This window comes from Pseudomonas sp. MIS38, from assembly GCF_019891575.1.
In the GTDB taxonomy this organism is placed as follows: Bacteria; Pseudomonadota; Gammaproteobacteria; order Pseudomonadales; family Pseudomonadaceae; genus Aquipseudomonas; species Aquipseudomonas putida_A.
This window is the reverse complement of record NZ_JAFLXF010000019.1, coordinates 112743-131462: the sequence shown is the minus strand read 5'-3', so window position 1 is coordinate 131462 and position 18720 is coordinate 112743. Positions and strand designations below refer to the sequence as shown.

Annotated in this window: 19 protein-coding genes; 8 read left to right on the top strand and 11 right to left on the bottom strand. The window is 61.7% G+C overall.

What is annotated here, in order from left to right; all coding sequences use genetic code 11:
• Positions 1-326: 326 nt before the first annotated feature.
• The 8 genes from J1G18_RS20775 to J1G18_RS20740 all read right to left on the bottom strand — a co-directional run bounded on the left by J1G18_RS20775 (position 327) and on the right by J1G18_RS20740 (position 8614).
• A complete protein-coding gene (locus J1G18_RS20775; RefSeq protein ID WP_007968750.1) occupies positions 327-1196 on the bottom strand; it encodes an oxaloacetate decarboxylase in 870 nt (289 codons plus the stop codon).
• Positions 1197-1381: 185 nt separating this feature from the next.
• The gene (gene astA / locus J1G18_RS20770) at positions 1382-2416 is read right to left on the bottom strand and encodes an arginine N-succinyltransferase (protein WP_223008374.1); all 1035 of its coding nucleotides are present in this window, start codon (positions 2414-2416) and stop codon (positions 1382-1384) included.
• 61 nt (positions 2417-2477) lie between these two features.
• Positions 2478-3494, bottom strand: a complete 1017-nt coding sequence (locus tag J1G18_RS20765; RefSeq protein WP_223008373.1) for an arginine N-succinyltransferase — start codon at positions 3492-3494, stop codon at positions 2478-2480.
• 118 nt (positions 3495-3612) lie between these two features.
• Complete coding sequence (locus J1G18_RS20760) at positions 3613-4962, bottom strand: APC family permease (RefSeq protein WP_027611637.1); 1350 nt, start codon at positions 4960-4962, stop codon at positions 3613-3615.
• A gap of 86 nt (positions 4963-5048) precedes the next feature.
• Complete coding sequence (locus tag J1G18_RS20755) at positions 5049-5801, bottom strand: N-formylglutamate amidohydrolase (RefSeq protein ID WP_223008372.1); 753 nt, start codon at positions 5799-5801, stop codon at positions 5049-5051.
• Entirely contained in the window at positions 5785-7116 is a 1332-nt protein-coding gene (locus tag J1G18_RS20750) for a glutamine synthetase family protein (RefSeq protein ID WP_223008371.1), read from the bottom strand. The genes J1G18_RS20755 and J1G18_RS20750 overlap by 17 nt, the downstream gene beginning before the upstream one ends.
• Positions 7113-7757, bottom strand: coding sequence for an isochorismatase family cysteine hydrolase (locus tag J1G18_RS20745; protein ID WP_223008370.1), 645 nt, complete (start codon positions 7755-7757; stop codon positions 7113-7115). Before J1G18_RS20745 ends, J1G18_RS20750 begins: the two co-directional genes overlap by 4 nt.
• Before the next feature lie 2 nt (positions 7758-7759).
• The gene (locus tag J1G18_RS20740) at positions 7760-8614 is read right to left on the bottom strand and encodes a MurR/RpiR family transcriptional regulator (protein ID WP_223008369.1); all 855 of its coding nucleotides are present in this window, start codon (positions 8612-8614) and stop codon (positions 7760-7762) included.
• Between the two features lie 335 nt (positions 8615-8949).
• On the opposite strand from J1G18_RS20740, the gene J1G18_RS20735 reads away from it, so the two are divergent.
• Positions 8950-9519 (top strand): histidine phosphatase family protein, encoded by a 570-nt coding sequence (locus J1G18_RS20735; protein WP_139054637.1) that lies wholly within the window; start codon positions 8950-8952, stop codon positions 9517-9519.
• Entirely contained in the window at positions 9519-10274 is a 756-nt protein-coding gene (cobF, locus tag J1G18_RS20730; protein ID WP_223008368.1) for a precorrin-6A synthase (deacetylating), read from the top strand. Before J1G18_RS20735 ends, cobF begins: the two co-directional genes overlap by 1 nt.
• Positions 10275-10381: 107 nt before the next feature.
• Here the strand turns inward: cobF and ftrA are convergent, their stop codons facing one another.
• Positions 10382-11338: a transcriptional regulator FtrA gene (gene ftrA, locus J1G18_RS20725; protein ID WP_223008367.1), complete on the bottom strand. Its 957-nt coding sequence runs from the start codon at positions 11336-11338 to the stop codon at positions 10382-10384.
• A gap of 119 nt (positions 11339-11457) precedes the next feature.
• On the opposite strand from ftrA, the gene J1G18_RS20720 reads away from it, so the two are divergent.
• From J1G18_RS20720 to J1G18_RS20705, 4 genes are all read left to right on the top strand, one after another.
• Complete coding sequence (locus J1G18_RS20720; protein ID WP_098964535.1) at positions 11458-11886, top strand: rhodanese-like domain-containing protein; 429 nt, start codon at positions 11458-11460, stop codon at positions 11884-11886.
• A 245-nt stretch (positions 11887-12131) separates the two neighbouring features.
• On the top strand, positions 12132-12911 hold the full coding sequence (locus J1G18_RS20715) for an ABC transporter substrate-binding protein (RefSeq protein ID WP_003226194.1): 780 nt from the start codon (positions 12132-12134) through the stop codon (positions 12909-12911).
• Positions 12912-13110: 199 nt separating this feature from the next.
• Positions 13111-14223, top strand: coding sequence for a succinylglutamate desuccinylase/aspartoacylase family protein (locus tag J1G18_RS20710; protein ID WP_098964533.1), 1113 nt, complete (start codon positions 13111-13113; stop codon positions 14221-14223).
• A gap of 170 nt (positions 14224-14393) precedes the next feature.
• Positions 14394-15110 (top strand): alpha/beta hydrolase, encoded by a 717-nt coding sequence (locus tag J1G18_RS20705; RefSeq protein WP_098964532.1) that lies wholly within the window; start codon positions 14394-14396, stop codon positions 15108-15110.
• Between the two features lie 3 nt (positions 15111-15113).
• On the opposite strand, the gene J1G18_RS20700 is transcribed toward J1G18_RS20705, so the two are convergent.
• Both J1G18_RS20700 and J1G18_RS20695 read right to left on the bottom strand, forming a co-directional pair.
• Positions 15114-15680: a hypothetical protein gene (locus J1G18_RS20700; RefSeq protein WP_027611648.1), complete on the bottom strand. Its 567-nt coding sequence runs from the start codon at positions 15678-15680 to the stop codon at positions 15114-15116.
• An 85-nt stretch (positions 15681-15765) separates the two neighbouring features.
• On the bottom strand, positions 15766-16548 hold the full coding sequence (locus J1G18_RS20695; RefSeq protein ID WP_223008366.1) for a hypothetical protein: 783 nt from the start codon (positions 16546-16548) through the stop codon (positions 15766-15768).
• 131 nt (positions 16549-16679) lie between these two features.
• On the opposite strand from J1G18_RS20695, the gene J1G18_RS20690 reads away from it, so the two are divergent.
• Positions 16680-17216 carry a chalcone isomerase family protein gene (locus J1G18_RS20690; RefSeq protein ID WP_027611650.1) on the top strand — a complete coding sequence of 179 codons (537 nt, stop codon included), beginning with the start codon at positions 16680-16682 and terminating at the stop codon, positions 17214-17216.
• A 71-nt stretch (positions 17217-17287) separates the two neighbouring features.
• Positions 17288-18607 (top strand): Nramp family divalent metal transporter, encoded by a 1320-nt coding sequence (locus tag J1G18_RS20685; protein WP_223008365.1) that lies wholly within the window; start codon positions 17288-17290, stop codon positions 18605-18607.
• Positions 18608-18720 lie beyond the last annotated feature (113 nt).

Sequence of the window (18720 nt, the reverse complement as noted above, 5' to 3'; positions counted from 1 at the left end):
TGAAGATCCACTGTGGGAGCGGGCTTGCTCGCGAAGGCGGCGGGTCAGGCTAAATGGGTGTTGAATGTGCTGACGTCATCGCGAGCAGGCTAACTCCTACATGGGATCTGTGTTCAACACCCATGCTGTGTTCACTGAAGATCCACTGTGGGAGCGGGCTTGCTCGCGAAGGCGGCGGGTCAGGCTAAATGGGTGTTGAATGTGCTGACGTCATCGCGAGCAGGCTCACTCCTGCATGGGATCTGTGTTCAACACCCATGCTGTGTTCACTGAAAATCCACTGTGGGAGCGGGCTTGCTCGCGAAGGGGCCAGACCTGGCCGCAGCTTATTCCTTGACGCTCATGTATTCCTTCGCCCACAGAATGTAATCCTCAGGCTGGGTATAGGTGTGCGTCAGCTCGGTGGCGCTCAGGTCCGAGGCCTGGGTGAAGATCTGGCGTTGTTCGCGCAGGCTGTCGTAGGTCGCCTTGATCGCGGCGAAGTAGGCGCCGTGGCCGTCGATAGTCACGCGCACCCCGAGTTCGGCCAGGCGCTTGTCGTCGCGCAGCGCCGGGTTGCCGTAGGTCACCAGCATCAGCGGGACCGTCAGGTGTTCGGCGATTTGCTCGAGCTGATCGAAGTCCTGCACCCCGACCATGCAGATGCCATCGGCACCGGCGGCCTGGTACTGCTTGGTGCGGCTGATGATTTCCTGATTCGGCAGGATCCCGGCGTTGGTGCGGGCGATGATTGCCATTTCCGAATCGACCCGGGCTTCCAGCGCCGCGCGGATCTTGCCGACGCCTTCGGCGACCGAGATCAGGTCGGTGGACTTACGGCCGAATTGCGCCGGCAGCAGGGTGTCTTCGATGGTCAGGGCGGCGACGCCGGCGCGTTCCAGTTCGACGATGGTGCGCATCACGTTGAGGGCGTTGCCGTAACCGTGGTCGGCGTCGGCGATCACTGGCAACTGGGCAACGCGGCCGATGCGGGTGGCCTGTTCGGCGAATTCGCTGAGGGTGATCAGGGCAAAGTCGGGGGCGCCCAGCACCTGCAGCGAGGCCACGGAGCCGCCGAGGATCCCCACCTCAAAACCCAGGTCTGCGGCAATGCGCGCGGACATCGGGTCGAACACCGAGGCGGTGTGGTAGCAGGTGTCGGAAGCCAGCAATTGACGGAAGTTACGGCGCAAATCTTGATGGGAAAGCCTGGTCATACGAGTTCCACCAATACAAAGGAATGGAACGGCTTGAGCAAAGGTGTCAACGCCGAAGAATGAAAAGGCTATCACGCGAATGGGTCAAGGTTCATGACGAATTTGCGAGTGAGGCGTCGATGAAGGATCCAGCGGCTGAAAGGTTTCATCGGCAGTCAGCGGATTTTCAGTGGCTAAACCGCAGATCAGGCCGCTACCGCCTGTTGCTGTTGCCTGGGCAGCAGCACGGCGCGCACCGAATTGCCCGGTTGCAGTTGCAGGCGCTTGGCGGTGAGGCGATCGACCACCAGGGTATTGCCGACCAGACGACCGGGGGCCACGGTGATGCGGCAGTTCTCCAGGCGCCGGTTGTGGATCAGCCACAACGGTGCCTGATCGTCCGGCGTGCCGAGACTCAGGGTCAGCGCCAGGCTGTCGCGCACGGTACGAATGTTGCCGGTCGGTGCTTCGATCACCGGGCCACCGTCGAAGATGTCGATGTAGCCCTTATGCACAAAACCTTCTTCGCGCAGGATCTTCAGCGCGGGCTCGGTATTGGGATGCGCCTGGCCGATGGCCGCCTGTGCCTGTTCGGTGAGCATGCAGGTGTACAACGGCTGGCGCGGCATCAGTTCGGCGATGAACGACTTGTTGCCCAGACCCGACAAGTGGTCAGCATGGCTGAAGTCCATCTGGAAGAAATGCCGGCCCAGACTGTCCCAGAACGGCGAGCAGCCGAGTTCATCGGCACTGCCGCGCAGTTCGGCGATCATCTTCTCGCCAAACAGTTGCGGAAATTCGGCCACGAACAGCAGCCGCCCGAGCGACAGCAGCCGGCCATTGTTGCCATGGCGTTGCTCATGCTGAAGGAACAGCGAACACAGTTCCGACTGGCCGGTCAGCTCGTTATTGAGAAACAGTGTGGGGATCTGCCGCGAAATGCCCAGATCCGGTGCCGAACTCACGGTCAGGCCGACTCGGTAGTTGTACCACGGCTCGCGCAGGCCTACCGCGCCGGTCAGGGCGCTGACGCCGACCACCCGCAGGTCGTCATCTTCAAGCACGAACAGATAATCGGCGTCGGCCCGTTCCACTTGTCCGGAAAACGCGCGCTGGGCCCAACGCACCCGGTGGGCGAGGCGATCCTCATTGGCCGGGAGGGTGGTGAACCCCGGGCCGGCCTGATGCACCAGAGTCATCAGTGCTGGCAGGTCGCTGACTTTGACCGGACGGACGATCATGCGGTAACTCCTTGTACGCGCCGGTTCGGGCACTGTCGTTGGGTGTGCAGCCGGTGGCGGTTCACAGGGCTATCACCCTGATCGTGCTGCCATCGGTGACCTTCAGTGCGGCACACAGATCCGGCGTCAGCGACAGCGGTTGCTCAGGCTGGTAATCCAGTTCGGCGACGATGGCCCGGAAGCCATGCAGTGCGTCGTTGCTCAACAGATAACGGCCACGCGTGACGATCGGCGCTTGCTGGCGCACGGTGGCGGTCTGGCTGTGGGCGATCGAACGGATGTTTGCGGTGCGCGCATACAGGGTTGGGCCCGCATCGAACAGATCGATGTAGCTGTTGGTTTCAAAGCCTTCGCGTTCGAGGATGTCGAAGGCTTCCTGACCGTCCGGGTGAATCCGGCCGATACATTCCTGCGCTGCCGGAGGCAGCATCGGTACGTAAATCGGGTATTGCGGCATCAGTTCGGCGAGAAACGTGCGGCTTTGCAGACCGCACAGGCGCTCGGCCTCGACGTAGGGCAGGTCGAAGAAGTGTTTGCCCAGTGCGTCCCAGAACGGCGAATGACCGTTCTCGTCGCTGTAGCCGACGATTTCGGTGATCACCGCATCGGCGAAACGTTGCGCGTGGGCGGCGATGAACAGCAGCCGCGCCCGCGACAGCAATTCGGAAAAGGCGCTGCGCACCAGCGCGTTGTCGATGTGAAACCCGCGCAACAGCGTGTGTCCGCTGAGGTCGTGACACAGCGACAGCGCCGGCACCCCGTGCTCGATGTTCAGTTCCCGCGAAGCACTGGTGAAGTGGCGATTGCGCAAGCTGTAGAACGGTTCGTTGAAACCGGCCGTGGCGAGGATCTCCGAGCAACCGACCAGCCGTTGAGTGTCGAGGTCTTCCAGCACGAAGAAGTAGTTCTCCGGGCCTTGCGCCTGAATGTCGTTGTCGAACGAGGCACAGGAGCCGGCGATTTTTTCGCGCAGGCGTTCGCTGTCGTCAGGCAGCGACGTGACGCCGACCAGGCTGTCGCGGGCCAGCTGCTGCAATTGCGGCAGGTCGGTTGTCTCGACTGGGCGTAAGACCAGCATGGATGCACTCCTGTATCAAAGGGTTCGGTGATCCCACCGAACCTGACTATCACTGTCGGTTGCCACGCTTTAAAGCGGCGGTCGCCTGATTTGATGTCAGACGCCGCTCTTTTTCTTGTCAGCCATTGCTCGGGTCAGGCAGCGCTGTGCTGGCGCCGAGCTTGTTCAGGAAGAACAGGTACACCAGACCCAGCGCAATCCAGATCAGGCCGAGTTTCTGCGCATCGACGCCCATGTTGTACATGATGGCGGCGACGATGATGAAGCCGATCACCGGGCAGATCAGATGGCGTACGACCTGACCGGACTTCTGCCGACGCCAGTAGTAGTTGATCACTGTCAGGTGCAGCAGCATGAAACCGCTGAGGGCACCGAAGTTGACCAGCGAGGTCAGGGTGTCGACCGAATTGATGAACAGGTAGCAGATCACCAGCGACAGCACTGCCACCAGATAAATGCTCAGGTACGGGGTGTTGTGCTTCGGGTGCACCTTGGCCAGGACTTTCGGCAACTTGCCGTCGCGGGCCATGCCGAACAGCAGGCGCGACACTGCCGCTTGCGAGGTGATCGCCACCGCGACGCCCCAGGCCAGCGCGGTCGCCACCCCGGTCAGCGTCGCCAGCCAGCTGCCAGCGGCGATTTCGGCGATTTCATAGAATGCGGTGTCGGCGGACTTGAAACCCATGCCGGCAGCCAGATCGGTGGCGATCCAGGTCTGTACGACGAAAATCACGCCCATCACCACCAGAGTGATCAGTGCTGCGCGGCCGACGCTGCGGCCCGGATCGCCTTTGATTTCTTCGGCGAGGGTCGATATCGCATCGAAGCCAAGGAACGACAGCACCGCAATCGACACCGCTTGCATCAGCAGGGCGAAGTTGAACGTTTCCGGGTGATACAGCGGCGCCAGGGTCAGCTCGCCGTTGCCGCCGCCATTGTGCAGGGCGTTCCAGGCGTAGAACAGGAAGATTCCCAGTACCACCAGCTGCGCCAGCAGGAAGATGATGTTCATCCGTGCGGTGAAGGTGATCCCGCGCAGGTTGACGAACGTCGCGCTGACCAGAAACGCTAGAATGAAGCCGACCTTCGGAATGTCCGGGTACAGATGGTTCAGGGCCATCGCCGCGTAGACGTACAGCAGCGGTGGAATCAGCAGGTAGTCGAGCAGCATCAGCCAGCCGGCGATGAAGCCGACGTGTTGATTGAGGCCGCGTTGCGCGTAGGAATACACCGAACCGGCGACCGGAAACGCCTTGGCCATGCTGCCGTAGCTCAGCGCGGTGAACAGCATCGCGACCATGCCGATGATGTAGGCCAGCGGCACCATCCCGGGCGCCTCGGCATTCACGTAGCCATACACGCCGAAGGGGGCGATGGGGATCATGAAGATCATCCCGTACACCACCAGGTCGGTCAGTGTCAGGCTACGTTTCAACTCCTGTTTGTAGCCGAACTCTTCTATTTCCATGAAGCGCAACTCCTTGTCAGCCTATCCAGCGTTTTTAGTTGTTATGTCGATCCATCGTTACAGCGTCAGCAGTCTTGCAGCGTTCTTTACAGCAGTGGCGCCAGGCGCTCGGCCCACAGCGATACCGCCTCTGGGGTGCGCAGCAGATCGTTGCGCACCTCGATCAACACCGATTCCAGCCCCCGGGCATCGCCATGCACCGGCACGGTCATGTCGCCCAGCGGATCAACCCGGTACGGCTGGTTGCCCGCGACGTTCAGCGGGTGCTGGCCGAGGCCATCGATCACCCGTTGCGCATAGGCGCCGGCCTGACCGAACAGCACGCCGACTTCCAGCGGGCGCGGCTGGCCGTAATACACCGGGGTAAAACTGTGAATCCCCACTACCCGTACTGCTTGGCCTTGTGCAACGCGCTGGTCGATCAGGGTCTGCAGCCGGGCGTGAAACGGTTTGAACAGGGTCTGGCGCCGGTACTCGCGCGTGGCTTCGTCCAGCTCGCGGTTACCGGGCACCTGATAAATCTCGCTCTGCGCCGGAATGCTGTCGGGGGCATGCCGGGGCCGATTGAGGTCGATCAGCAGCCGTGAATAGTTGGCGCTCAACAGTGTCGCGCCGAGTGTCTCCGAGAGCTTTTCGGCCAGTTGCAGTGCGCCGATGTCCCAGGCGATGTGTTCGCGCGCGGCGGCATCGTCCAGGCCCAGATTGTTCAGGGCCTCGGGGATGTAGCGGCTGGCGTGCTCGCACACCAGAATCAACGGATGCGATGAATCTTCGCGGCTCAGGTTGTAGACCGGGCGGGTGTACAACCCCAGCTCGGCGGATTCAGTACAGGCGTGCATAGTGCTCACACAGGTCAGCGGGCGAGAGCTGTTCCGTCAGCGCCAGTTCCTCGGTTTTAAGGGCGTGGTAAGTGTCGAGCAACGGCTTGGGCAGCCATTGATTGAAGGCTGCACTGTCACGCAGGCAATCCAGCGCCTGGGCCAGCGAGGCGGGCAGGGCCACAATGCCCCGGGCCTTGCGTTGCTCGTCGTTGAGTGAATCGGGAACTTCATCGGTGATCGCGTTCAGCGCCAGACGCTGTTCGATGCCCAGCCGTCCGGCAATCAGCAGCGCGGCCATTGCCAGATGCGGCGAGGCGGTGGCGTCCATGGCGCGGAATTCCAGGTTGTACTGCGCCGCCACGGATTTGCCGCCCAGGCTCACGGTCGGACAAATGCGCAGCGCCGCTTCACGGTTCTGCTGCCCCAGACACGCATAGGACGCGCTCCAGTGGTGTGGCTGCAAACGCTCGTACGACACCGGTGTCGGCGCGGTGAACGCACACAGCGCCGGCAGGTAATGCAGGATCCCGGCGGCCCAATGCTGGCCGAGGGTCGACAGACCGTTGCTGGTGCCGGCGTCGTAGAGCAGTGGCAGACCTTGCAGGTCGAGCAGGCTGATGTGCAGGTGCACACCGTTGCACACCGCGTCGGCCTTGGTTTTCGGCGCGAAGCTGACGTCGAGGCCCATTTGCCGGGCGATTTCGCGGGTGATCTCGCGCACGTTGACCGCACGATCCGCCGCCGCCACGCCGAGGGTCGGCCGGCAGGTGATTTCGTATTGGTGCTTGCCGTATTCGGGCAGGAACATTTCCGGCTCGACACCGCCGGCGCGCAGGGCGCTCAGCAGCCAGCCGCCGAATTCGGCACCCTGACGCTGGGCTTCAAGGGAAAACGCCAGATGCTCGGCAAAACCGGCATGCAGGTTGAATTCGTGTTCGAACGCTGCGTTGACCTGCAAACCGAGGTCGTCGCGATAGCGCTCGATTTCATCGCGCAACAACGTGCGCGGGCAAGCGCTCCACGGCCGGCCATCGGTCTCGCGTATGTCGCCGTGGATGAAGTCCAGCGCCGGTGCTGCGGCGTCCGGGCCATTACCGACCGTCACGCGGCTGCTCAAATCCGGAATCAAACGCAAATCACCATAGGCGCCCCATGGGTTGGTCGAGGCGATGATGTCCTGAGGCGTCAGTGCGCTGTTGGCCGGTACCCAGCCGCACCCGGCCGCTTGATAATGCTCCAGCTGATCGGTGGGAAACGAGCGGCCACGGGTGATGCCGATCAGGTCGGTGGTGACGATGGTGGTCATCGGCAACGGCGTCAGGCGCTCGCTCATGGACGCATCTCCTGCAAGCGGCCGAGTACGGTTTGCGTGTCGCTGATCCAGCAGTAGCCCTTGATCGCGTTGAGGCAGGCGTCATGCCGCGCCGGGGTGTAGGTGGCGCAGGCGTCTTCGACCAGCGTCACCAGATAGCCACGGTCGGCGGCATCGCGCACGGCCATGTCGACGCACTGGTCGGTGACGATGCCGGCAATGATCAGGTGGCGGGTTTCGAGGTTGCGCAGTACGTAATCGATGTTGGTCGAGTTGAACACCCCGGACGAGGTTTTCGGCAACACGATTTCGTTTTCCACCGGGGTCAGGTCGTCGATGATCCGCGCCTGGGTGCTGCCCTTGGGCAAGTGCATGTCCGACAGTTTGTGATCCAGCGAGCGGTCGCGACCGTCGGCGGTCAGGCTTTCGATAATCGTATGCAGCACATTCTGCCGCACTTCGCGAAAGGCACTGAGCAAGCGGCGCTGGTTGGGCACCACCTGCATGTGCGCGCGGGTCAGGAAATACTCGGCGTCCGGGCCGTTCAGGTGCGGGTCGAACTGCGGTTCGAGCCAGGCACGCTGCATGTCCACCAGCAACAGAGCGGTGTGACCGGTGACGAACGGCAAATCCCGCGGCGAGCGGTGGGGAAGACTGAACATCCTTATTTATCCTCCAGCAGGTGGGTGTTGAAGTCGTTGCGCAGGGCGTCGATGCCTTCCAGGCGATCGGCCAGATCGGGGCTGCGCAGGGTCAGGCAGGCAATCAGCGCCTCGACCTGGGCCAGCGCCGGCACCATGGTGTCGAACGGTGAGGCCGATTCCACCGGGGCGCTGATGATCAGGTCCGCCAGTTCACGCAGCGGCGAGGCATAGATGTCGGTGAACAGCACCACCCGCGCGTTGTTGTTCTTCGCCGCCGAGGCCACCCGCAGGGCCTGGGACTGATAGCGCCGGTAATCAAACAGCAGCACCACGTCCTGGCGTTGCAGATCGAACAGGCGGTCGGGCAGTTGTGCGTTGTCTTCCAGGGCAAAACAGCCGGGTCGAAGCAGCCGCAAGTGGTTGAGCAGATAGTTGGCCATCAGGCTGCTGAAGCGCCCGCCGAAGCAGTAGATCTGGTGCCGGGTGTCGAGCAGCCAGTCGAGCAGAATGCGCACGTCTTCGGGTTGCGTCAGGGCCTGGGTTTCCACCAGCAGACGCTGGCTGTCGGCCAGATAATGGCCCCAGGCATCGTCCTTGTTCAGGTGCGAACGCGGCTGCAACAGGGTGCGCGGCGAGCGCAGACGGTGATCCATGTCGCTGAGCAGGGCGTCCTGAAACTCGGCGTAACCGCCGAATCCGAGCTTCTTCACCAGCCGCACGATGGTCGGATCGCTGACGCCGGCGTGTTCGGCCAGACGCGCCATCGGACCCAGGCCGTTGCGTGGATACTGGTCGAGCAGGGCGCGAATCACTTTGCGCTCCGACGGCGTCAGTTCCAGGCCGGGGTCGGTGATCAAGTCTCTGAGAGGGGGCATCCGGGCTCCTGCTGGATGAAGGGGGGGGTGTTGAATTCGTTTCACAATCCGTTAAAACAGTATTTATGTAACTCAGGTTACATGTCTAGTGAATTTTTAGCGTTGGCGATTCGACGTTTAAATAAGCTCACAACCCTGAGTAACAAGGGCTACACCTGAGTCTGTGCCTCTTGTAGTCCATTGCCTCCAGGCGTGTCAGACATTGCCGCTTTTTCTACTTCAGAGTACTGGGCTGGAGGTTCACGAGATCCCCTGAAGCGACCGGGTTACGGCACAATTGCCACAAGACCGGCGATTTGCCGCCGATTCAGCTGATGCTTATCGAGTGAAATCCTGTGCAGTCCACCCGTTTGACTTTGATTTGCCACGCGCGAACCGTCGCACAGAAATTGTCGCGCTTTCCTACGAACGAGCCTGTTGAAAATTCGCCATTCGCGATCGGCGCGTTGGCCGCGAAGTTCACCGGTGCCAGTCGTTTGTTGTGCGGGCCGGAATTGCGTACGCGCGAGACTGCCGAGTGGTTCGGTGCGGCGCCGCAAGTGGACGAAGCGCTGCGCGATTGCGATTTGGGGCGCTGGCACGGGCAAGCGATCAAGGATCTGCAAGTGCGCGAGGCCGAGGCCTTGCAGGCGTGGATCAATGATCCGCAGGCGGCACCGCATGGTGGCGAGTCGGTAATGCAGTTGAGCGAACGCGTGGCGGCATGGCTGACCAGTCTGCAAGGCGCATCGGGGCACATCGTCGCCGTCACCCATCCGTTTGTGGTGCGTGCGGCACTGATGCAGGTGTTACAGGGCGCGGCGTTCAACGCCGTTGATGTTGAACCGTTGTCCATGGTTGAGCTGCGGTTCAACGGCATCTGGCGGCTACGCTTGCTGGGTATCGATCTTGCGGGAGCACTTTGATGAAACGACTGCTGGTAATTGGCATCGGCGCCGGAAATCCCGACTACATCACGATGCAGGCGGTAAAGGCGCTGAATCAAGTCGACGTGTTCTTTCTGATGGACAAAGGCCCGAGCAAGGACAAACTGATCGATCTGCGGCGCGACATCTGTGCGCGCTACATCACCGATCCTGCGTATCGCTTCGTCGAATCCCACAGCCCCGAGCGCGCGCGCGGCGACGTGGACTACACCCGCGCGGTCGATGATCTGAATCGCGCCAAGCAAGAAACCTTCGAACAACTGATCAATGAAGAATTGGCTGACGAGCAGTGCGGCGGATTCCTCGTGTGGGGCGACCCGGCGTTGTACGACAGCACGATTCGTATCCTGCAGGCGATTCTGGCGTCAGGTCGCTGTGCTTTCGAGTTTGAAGTGATCCCCGGGATAACCAGCGTTCAGGCGTTGGCGGCGCAGCATAAAGTGCCGTTGAACAGCATTGGCCGGTCAATTGAAATCACCACTGGCCGGCGGCTGGCGGCGGGGCAGGTCAGCGACACCGACAGTCTGGTGGTGATGCTCGATGCGGAAGATTCCTACCACCATGTGGCGGATCAGCAGACCGAGATTTACTGGGGAGCCTACCTGGGCACACCGGATGAAATCCTGATCAGTGGCAAGCTCAAGGATGTGGCGGCCGAGATCGAGCGGGTGCGCAAGGCTGCCCGGGCTGAGCATGGGTGGATCATGGATACCTATCTGTTGCGTAAGCCGTAGGTTTATTGTGGCTGGACTGGCCTCTTCGCGAGCAAGCTCGCTCCCACAGGGGGGCCCATTTCAAATGTGGGAGCGAGCTTGCTCGCGAAGGGGTCATCACAGTCAACTCAAGAAATGGCCTTGACCCCACGCCCAAACCGCTCCCGATACACCGACGGCGGCACCCCGACCACGCTGCGAAATGCCACGCGAAAACTTTCCACCGAGCGATAACCGCAGCGCTGGGCGATCTGCTCGGTGTTGTGCACGCTGCTCTCCAGTAATTCCCGCGCCCGGGCCAGTCGCTCGTGTTGCAGCCACGCTTTGGGCGATTGCCCGCTGGCCTCGGTGAAACGGCGCAAAAAGGTGCGCTCGCTCATCGCCGCTTCGCTGGCCAGATCGCGCACTTCCAGCGGTTGGTGCAAGCGCTCGCGGGCCCACTGCATCACCCGCGACAAGTCGTTGCGCGGCGTCGCGCTGACCGGCGTCGGGATGAACTGTGCCTGACCGCCAGTGCGTTGCGGCGACATCACCAGACGCCGGGCCACTGAATTGGCGACCTGGGTGCCGAAGTCCCGTGCCAGCAGATGCAGGCAGGCATCGATCCCGGCGGCGCTGCCCGCCGAGGTGATCAACTGTCCGGAGTCGACGTAAAGCACATCCGGATTGACCGCGATCGCCGGGTAGCGTCGCGCCAGTTCATCGGTGTAGCGCCAGTGGGTGGTCGCACCGTGGCCGTCGAGCAAGCCACTGGCGGCCAGCACAAACACCCCTGAGCAAATTGACAGCAACCGCGCACCCTGGGCGTGGGCCTGTCGCAAGGCGTCGATCAGCGCCGGCGGCACCGGGGCCTCGCGGTCGCGCCAACCGGGAATGATGATGGTGCGCGCCTGCGCCAGCAGCTCCAGGCCGCCGTCGGCCAATACGTGAATCCCGCCCATGGCGCGCATCGGCCCTTGATCGACGGCGACGATGCGGTGCTCGTACCACGGGAAATCGAACTCCGGCCGGGGCAGGCCGAAAATCTCCACGGCGATGCCGAACTCGAAGGTACAGAGGCCGTCGTAGGCCAGAATCGCAACCAATCCAGGTAGTCAGGCATTTGGCGGAAAATTCCCGGTGAGTGTCTTGCGCGCCACTGTAGCGCCAAGTGCCGGCCCGATAAAGTCTGCTCACACCCCAACAGATGAAGGAGCCACACAACATGACCAGCCTGGTTCGCGACATTCCTGCCGCACCGTCGGCGATTGCCCTGATGCACTTCAGCAACCGTCTGACCTTTGAAACCGATTGTTCTGACGTGTACGGCAGCCAGGAGGCCGGTGAAGTCGATTTTGTCCTGGTCGATGTGCGCGGTCCTTTGGCGTTCGAGCGCGGTCACGTGCCGGGCGCGATCAACATTCCGACCCGCTTGCTGACCGCCGAAGGCCTGGCGGAGTATTCGACGAGCACGTTGTTCGTGGTCTATTGCGCCGGCCCGCACTGCAACGGCGCCAACAAGGCTGCGGTGAAACTGGCGGCGTTGGGTTACCCGGTCAAGGAGATGATCGGCGGCGTGACCGGCTGGCTGGATGAGGGTTTTTCGCTGAGTGTCGAACAGCCTGCCCGAGTTGTCATTGCCTGCGAATGCTGACAGGTTTTTCAGCCATTTCCTGAGCAGAATCGGAGTTTGTCCTACAGCCTTTGCACCATGTCGGCGCACTGTTGATCCCGGTCAACGCGTGCGCCGATTTTCTGTAAGTATTTGTCGCCTAAACACAATTTGCCCTGTGCGCGCCGCCATAGACTGCCGGCCACGTCGGTTTTTGCTGCTCAATGGCCATGACCGAACGCCAATCGAAAGCTGCCAATAAAAGCCTCCGCACACAGGAGTAATAAATGAAGAAGCTAGTGATGTTCGGTGCCCTGGCACTGTCGATGTTGTCCCTGACCGCAGTGGCCGAAGACGCCAAACCGATTCGTCTGGGGATCGAAGCCGCTTACCCGCCATTCTCGATGAAAACCGCTGATGGCAAACTCACCGGGTTCGACGTCGATATCGGCGATGCCCTGTGCAAACAGATGGACGTCAAATGCGTGTGGGTCGAGCAGGAGTTCGACGGCCTGATCCCGGCACTCAAAGTGAAGAAGATCGACGCGATCCTGTCCTCGATGACCATCACTGACGACCGCAAGAAAAACGTCGATTTCACCATCAAGTACTACCACACCCCGGCGCGCTTCGTGATGAAGGAAGGCTCCGGTGTCAAAGACCCGCTGACCGAGCTCAAGGGCAAGAAAGTCGGCGTGCTGCGCGCCAGTACCCACGACCGCTATGCCACCGACATGGCCAAGGACGCCGGGTTTGAAGTGGTGCGCTATGGCTCGCAACAGGAAGCCAACCTGGACATGAAATCCGGCCGTCTCGACGCGATGCTGGCGGACTCGGTCAACCTCAGCGACGGTTTCCTGAAGACCGACGCCGGTAAAGGCTTCGAATTCGTCGGCCCGACCTACGAAGACGCCAAGTACTTCGGCGGCGGTGCCGGGATTGCCGTACGCAAGGGCGATACCGAGCTGGCCGAGAAATTCAACAAGGCCATCACCGAAATCCGCGCCAATGGCGAGTACAAGAAAGTCCAGGACAAGTACTTCGACTTTGACGTGTACGGTCATTAATACGCTGTAGAAAAAAGTGGTCCCGTTTGCGCGGTGGCCACTTTTTTTGTGCTCTGATTCATAGGAGAACCCTGTAGGAGTGAGCCTGCTCGCGATAGCGGTTTAACATTCAGCCGCTTTAGTGCCTGACACACCGCTATCGCGAGCAGGCTCACTCCTACAGGGGATCTGCGTGATCCAGCCATTCAGGAGTTTTCCCATGCAACGCATCGACCATGTCCTGCCCTGGAGCCATCTGGGTAGCGAACGTTCCCTCAGCGTCTTCCGTTACGGCGCGGGCACTCGCAAGGTGTACATCCAGGCCAGTCTGCACGCCGACGAACTGCCGGGGATGCGCACCGCGTGGGAACTCAAACAACGCCTCAACGCGCTGGAACAGCAGGGCCGCCTGCAAGGTGTGATCGAGCTGGTACCGGTAGCCAACCCGATTGGCCTCGACCAGCATCTGCAAGGCAGCCACATGGGGCGCTTCGAGTTGGGCAGCGGGAAGAATTTCAACCGCGCGTTTGTTGAACTCAGTGCGCCGGTGGCGGCGCGAATCGGTGAGCAACTGGGCAGAGACGCTGAGGCCAACATCGCGCTGATCCGCCAGACCATGGGCCAGGTGCTCGATGAGTTGCCAGCCCCGGCCTCGCAACTGGAAGCACTGCACCGCTTGCTGTTGCGCCATGCCTGCGACGCCGACATCACCCTCGATCTGCATTGTGATTTCGACGCGGCGATTCACATTTACGCATTGCCACAACACTGGCCGCGCTGGCAATCGCTGGCGGCGCGACTGAAGGCCGGCGTGGCCTTGTTGTGCGAAGACTCCGGTGGCAGTTCGTTCGATGAATCGTGCTCATCGCCGTGGCTGCGTCTGGCCCGAGCGTTTCCGAGTGCGGCGATTCCCCCGGCGAACCTCGCCACCACCCTTGAACTGGGCAGCATGGGCGACACGCGGGTCGATCAGGCGCAGGCCAATTGTGAAGCGATTCTCGGCTTTCTCGCCGAGCAGGGTTTCATCAGCGGCGAATGGCCGGCGGCGCCGAGCGAATGCTGCGAAGGCATGCCGTTCGAAGGCACCGAATACCTGTTCGCGCCGCACCATGGCGTGGTCAGTTTCCTGCGCAATGCCGGGGAGTGGGTGGAGAAGGGCGATGCGCTGTTCGAAGTGGTGGATCCGTTGAATGACCGGCTGACCACCGTCCGCGCCGGCACCAGCGGCGTGCTGTTTGCGATTGATCGCGGGCGCTACACCCAGCCGGGGATCTGGCAGGCCAAGGTGGCGGGGCGTGAGCCGATTCGGGTGGGCAAGCTGATAAACGACTGACAGATTTCCTTGGATTTTCCGGCCTCATCGCGAGCAGGCTCACTCCTACATTTGGCATGCGTTGTCCCTGTAGGAGTGAGCCTGCTCGCGATAGCGGTCTCGCCAGCACCACAATCTTCAGAGAGTGTTAGGCTCACCGACGAACCCGACACTCCGCGAAGGAAGGCTCTATGTTGAAGGCGTTTGCCCTGTTAACCCTGCTGGCGTCAAGCGCCGTCCACGCGCAAACCACGCTGCAAAGCGACTTGCCACTGAAATACATCGAACAGGTTCACCCGGACGCGAACACCCGGCCGCTGGTGATTTTTCTGCACGGCTACGGCAGTAACGAAGCCGATCTGATCGGTATGAAGTTTCAACTGCCGGCACAGTACAACTACCTCTCGGTGCAGGCGCCGCTGGCGTTGGGCGAAGGGCGTTTCCAGTGGTTTCGCAAAAAAGGCGAAGGCGCCTACAACGGTGAGACCGATGATCTGAAGGCCAGCGGTCAGAAACTGCGGGAGTTTGTCGCCCAGGCGGCGAAGAAATATCACGCCAGCCCGGACAAGGTGTACCTGATCGGCTTCAGCCAGGGCGCGATGATGACGTACGAGGTGGGCTTGCGTCCGCCCGTGGCGGTCGGTGGCATCGCGGCGTTGAGCGGACGCCTGTTGCCGGTATTGAAAACCGAGCTCCAGGCGCAGCAACAACCGTTGCCGCTGAAGATCTTCATCGGCCATGGCACCGCCGATGATCGGGTGCCGTACCGCGACGGCACTGCGGCCAATGCGCTGCTGCAAAAACTTGCCTACAAACCCGAGTTTCACGCCTATCCCGGCGTCGGCCACAGCATCAGTGCGGCCGAGCTGCGCGACTTGAATGCCTGGCTGCAGCAGCTCAATCCGTAAGGATCACTTGTCCTTGAGGATGGTTTTCACCAGCGCATCGTGACCGCTCTTGTCGCTGGCCCGGGAAATCACCTGGACCAGCGCCATGCGCTTGCCGGACGCGGCGAGCAGGGTGGTATTGAGGGTCTGGCCGCCGCCCTGAGTGGCGGTGCTGTCGACCTGACGCACGCCGAGGCCGCTGCTTTTCTGGGTCAGGCTTTTTTCGCTGAGCTTGTTGAAGTCCGGCAGGGCCTTGCGCTGGTCATCGATGAAACTCGCCAGGCTGCCATCGAGAAATTCGTTGTCGTTGTCCTTGACGCTGGCGCCGCCGGCGATCTGGTTTTCCGCGGCGATGACCACAGTCTTGGTCGCCTGATTGGTGTACATCGTGCCCTTGGCACCGGTTGGCCCGGCCGGCAGCGGGTCGGCGGTGAAGCCTTTGGGCAGGACGAAGGTGAACTTGCCGTCGAGCATCGATACGTTGTTGGTCGAGGCTTTTTCCTTGGGCTTGGCTGCCTGGGCGTTGAGGGCGCCGAAACCGGCGACCGCCGCCAGCAACAGGACGACGGCTTTCTTGCTGAGCAATGACATGTGAATCTCCGAGGGATGGTCGCGCCAGGGCGGCGATGATCCCACGGAGCATGCCTGGCATTCCAGCGCGGTTTGTCAGGCTGCCTCAGCCTTGAGGTTGTGGGCTTTTGGCGGGAGTCGGTCGGGCCAGCAACTTGCGGGTGACCCCGAGCATCGCCACCGACACCGCGACACCGACGATGAATCCGCTGAGGCCGAGACTCGGCAGGGTCAGCGCCGTCACCAGACAAAATGCCGAGAACGAGTACATGCCGGTCGCCGTCGCCCGCAGCAATGCCGCGGTAAACGCTGGGCCACGGGTCTGCTGAGAGAATACCGCCATCACACTGCCGAGCACCGGGAACACCGCGAGCAAGCCGCTCCAGCGCTCGCCCACAGTACTCGCGAGCATGGTCACCAGCAGCGTCAGCGCCGCACCGGCAATCATCCGCCAGAGCAGTTTGTCCGACTTCGGCGCCGGGCCGTTCAGTACCGGCTGCACGTCGGGAAACAGGTACGGCGCGGCGAGCAGGGCAATCGCCGCCGCAGCGATCGAGAACGTCAGGGACGACGGAATCAGCGACAACATTAGCGCCAGCACCGCCCACACCGTCAGGGAAATCGTCAGCGCCAACGGCCAGTTCGCCCGCTGCGCCACCTGCGCGTAGGTAATGCAGAAGGCGATCATGGCGAACATCGCCGACAGCGCCGCCACCGCCGATTGCGCGGCAAACTGCGGCCCCTGTTCGATGGCGAGGAAAAACAGAATCGGCCCGACCACCACCGGCAACCCCGACAGCCAACCGGCCACGCTCGGCCCCCAGCGCTTGCCGGCGAGAGAAATCAGCAGTAGAAAACCGGGGATCAGCAGTAATTTGAGGATCAGCACGCGGGAGGCCTCCGGGGATGGAACGGCCAAGGTAACCGATTGCTGCATTGATCGACAATTTTTGTATACAAAGTCTGCGAGTGATATCCGCTATGCTCTGAAGATCAGGGTTTACCGGAGTCGATGCCGCGATGAGCAAACCATCGAAGTTGCTGCGTGGGTGCTGTGGCATCGGCTTGTGGGCGTTGTTGCTGACGCCGACCTGGGCCAATTGGCAGGACGCCGTGCCCGGCGCGCAAATCATCGGCACCGGTGATTTCAGTGTGTTCGGCTTTGACGTCTACAACGCCCGGTTGTGGAGTGCGGCACGCCCGTTGTCCACCGAACAGCCCTTCGCCCTGGAGCTGATCTATCGGCGCAAGATCTCCCGCGATGATCTGGTGCAGGCCAGCGTCGATGAAATCAAACGCCTGGCAGGCTCGGGCGTCAGTCCCGCGCAACTGGCCAGGTGGCAAGGGCAAATGGAGCAATCGTTCGTCGATGTGCAGGCTGGCACACGGATTACAGGCGTGTATCTACCAGGGCAGGGCGCACGGTTTTTTGTCGGTCAGCAGTTGCAGCATGAAATCGATGATCCGCAATTTGCCCGGGCGTTTTTCGATATCTGGCTGGATCCGCGTACGCGCAATCCCGAACTGCGTGAGCAACTGTTGGGCATGAGCCGATAGAGTTTTTGTTCTTCAAGGCGCTGACTGAAACCTCTAAGCTGCGTCTTTCGAACTTGTTTCTGGATGTGTGCGTGAAATTCAGCTTACCCAAAATCGCCACCGCGCCGTTCTGCCCGCCGGAGGTGGCCGGCAGTGTCGCGGTGGATCCGAGCGCTTCGTTCTTCAAACGCGTGCTGCGTTTTGCCGGGCCTGGCTTGCTGGTGTCGATCGGCTACATGGACCCGGGCAACTGGGCGACCGCGATCGAGGCCGGTTCGCGTTTTGGTTACAGCCTGCTGTTCGTGGTGTTGCTCGCAAGTCTGGCGGGAATGGTCGCGCAGTGCCTGTGCTCGCGGCTGGGCATCGCCACCGGTCGCGATCTGGCGCAATTGTCCCGCGAGCGCTACAGCACCCCGACCGCACGCCTGCAATGGGTGCTGGCGGAAATCTCGATCATCGCCACTGATCTGGCCGAAGTGCTCGGCTGCGCCTTGGCCTTTCATTTATTGCTGGGTTGTTCGCTGACCTTCGGCATTGCCCTGACCGCCTTCGACACGCTGCTGGTACTGGCCTTGCAGAACCGTGGCTTCCGTCGGCTGGAGGCGATCATGCTGGTGCTGGTGGCGACCATCGGCGTGTGTTTCTTCGTTGAACTGGTGCTGATCAAACCCTACTGGCCGGATGTGTTCGCCGGTTTCAAACCGTCGCTCTCGGCGATCAGCGATGCCGCACCGCTGTATCTGGCGATCGGTATTCTCGGCGCGACGGTGATGCCGCATAACCTCTACCTGCACACTTCGATCGTGCAGACGCGGATGATCGGCAAGGACCTGGCCAGCAAGCAGGACGCGGTCAACCTGGCGCGCATCGACACTATCGGCTCGCTGGCGCTGGCGCTGCTGGTCAACGCGGCGATCCTGATTCTGGCGGCGGCTGCGTTTCACCAGTCCGGGCATACCGACGTGGTCGACATTCAGGACGCCTACCACCTGCTCGACCCGCTGGTCGGCGGCGCGCTGGCCAGTGTGCTGTTCGGCGTGGCGTTGCTGGCGTCGGGGCAGAGCTCGACGTTCACCGGGACCATCGCCGGACAGGTGATCATGGAGGGTTATCTGAACCTGCGGATTCCCTGCTGGCAGCGGCGTTTGATCACCCGTGGGCTGGCGCTGATCCCGGCGTTCATCGGCGTGTGGCTGATGGGCGATAACGCGGTGGGCAAGTTGCTGGTGTTGAGTCAGGTGGTGCTCAGCCTGCAACTGCCATTTGCGCTGTACCCGCTGATCCGCATGACCAGCGACAAGCAACTGATGGGGCCGTTTGTGAACCGGCTGCCGACCCGGGTGCTGGCGTGGGGCTTGTTTGCGGTGATCAGTGGCGCGAATGCCTGGTTGATTTTGCAGATGGTGGTGTGAGCCCTGGTTTTTCTGTTGCCTGAGCTGGCCCCTTCGCGAGCAAGCCCGCTCCCACCCTGGAATGCATTCCCCTGTGGGAGCGGGCTTGCTCGCGAAGAGGGAGGTCCATTCAA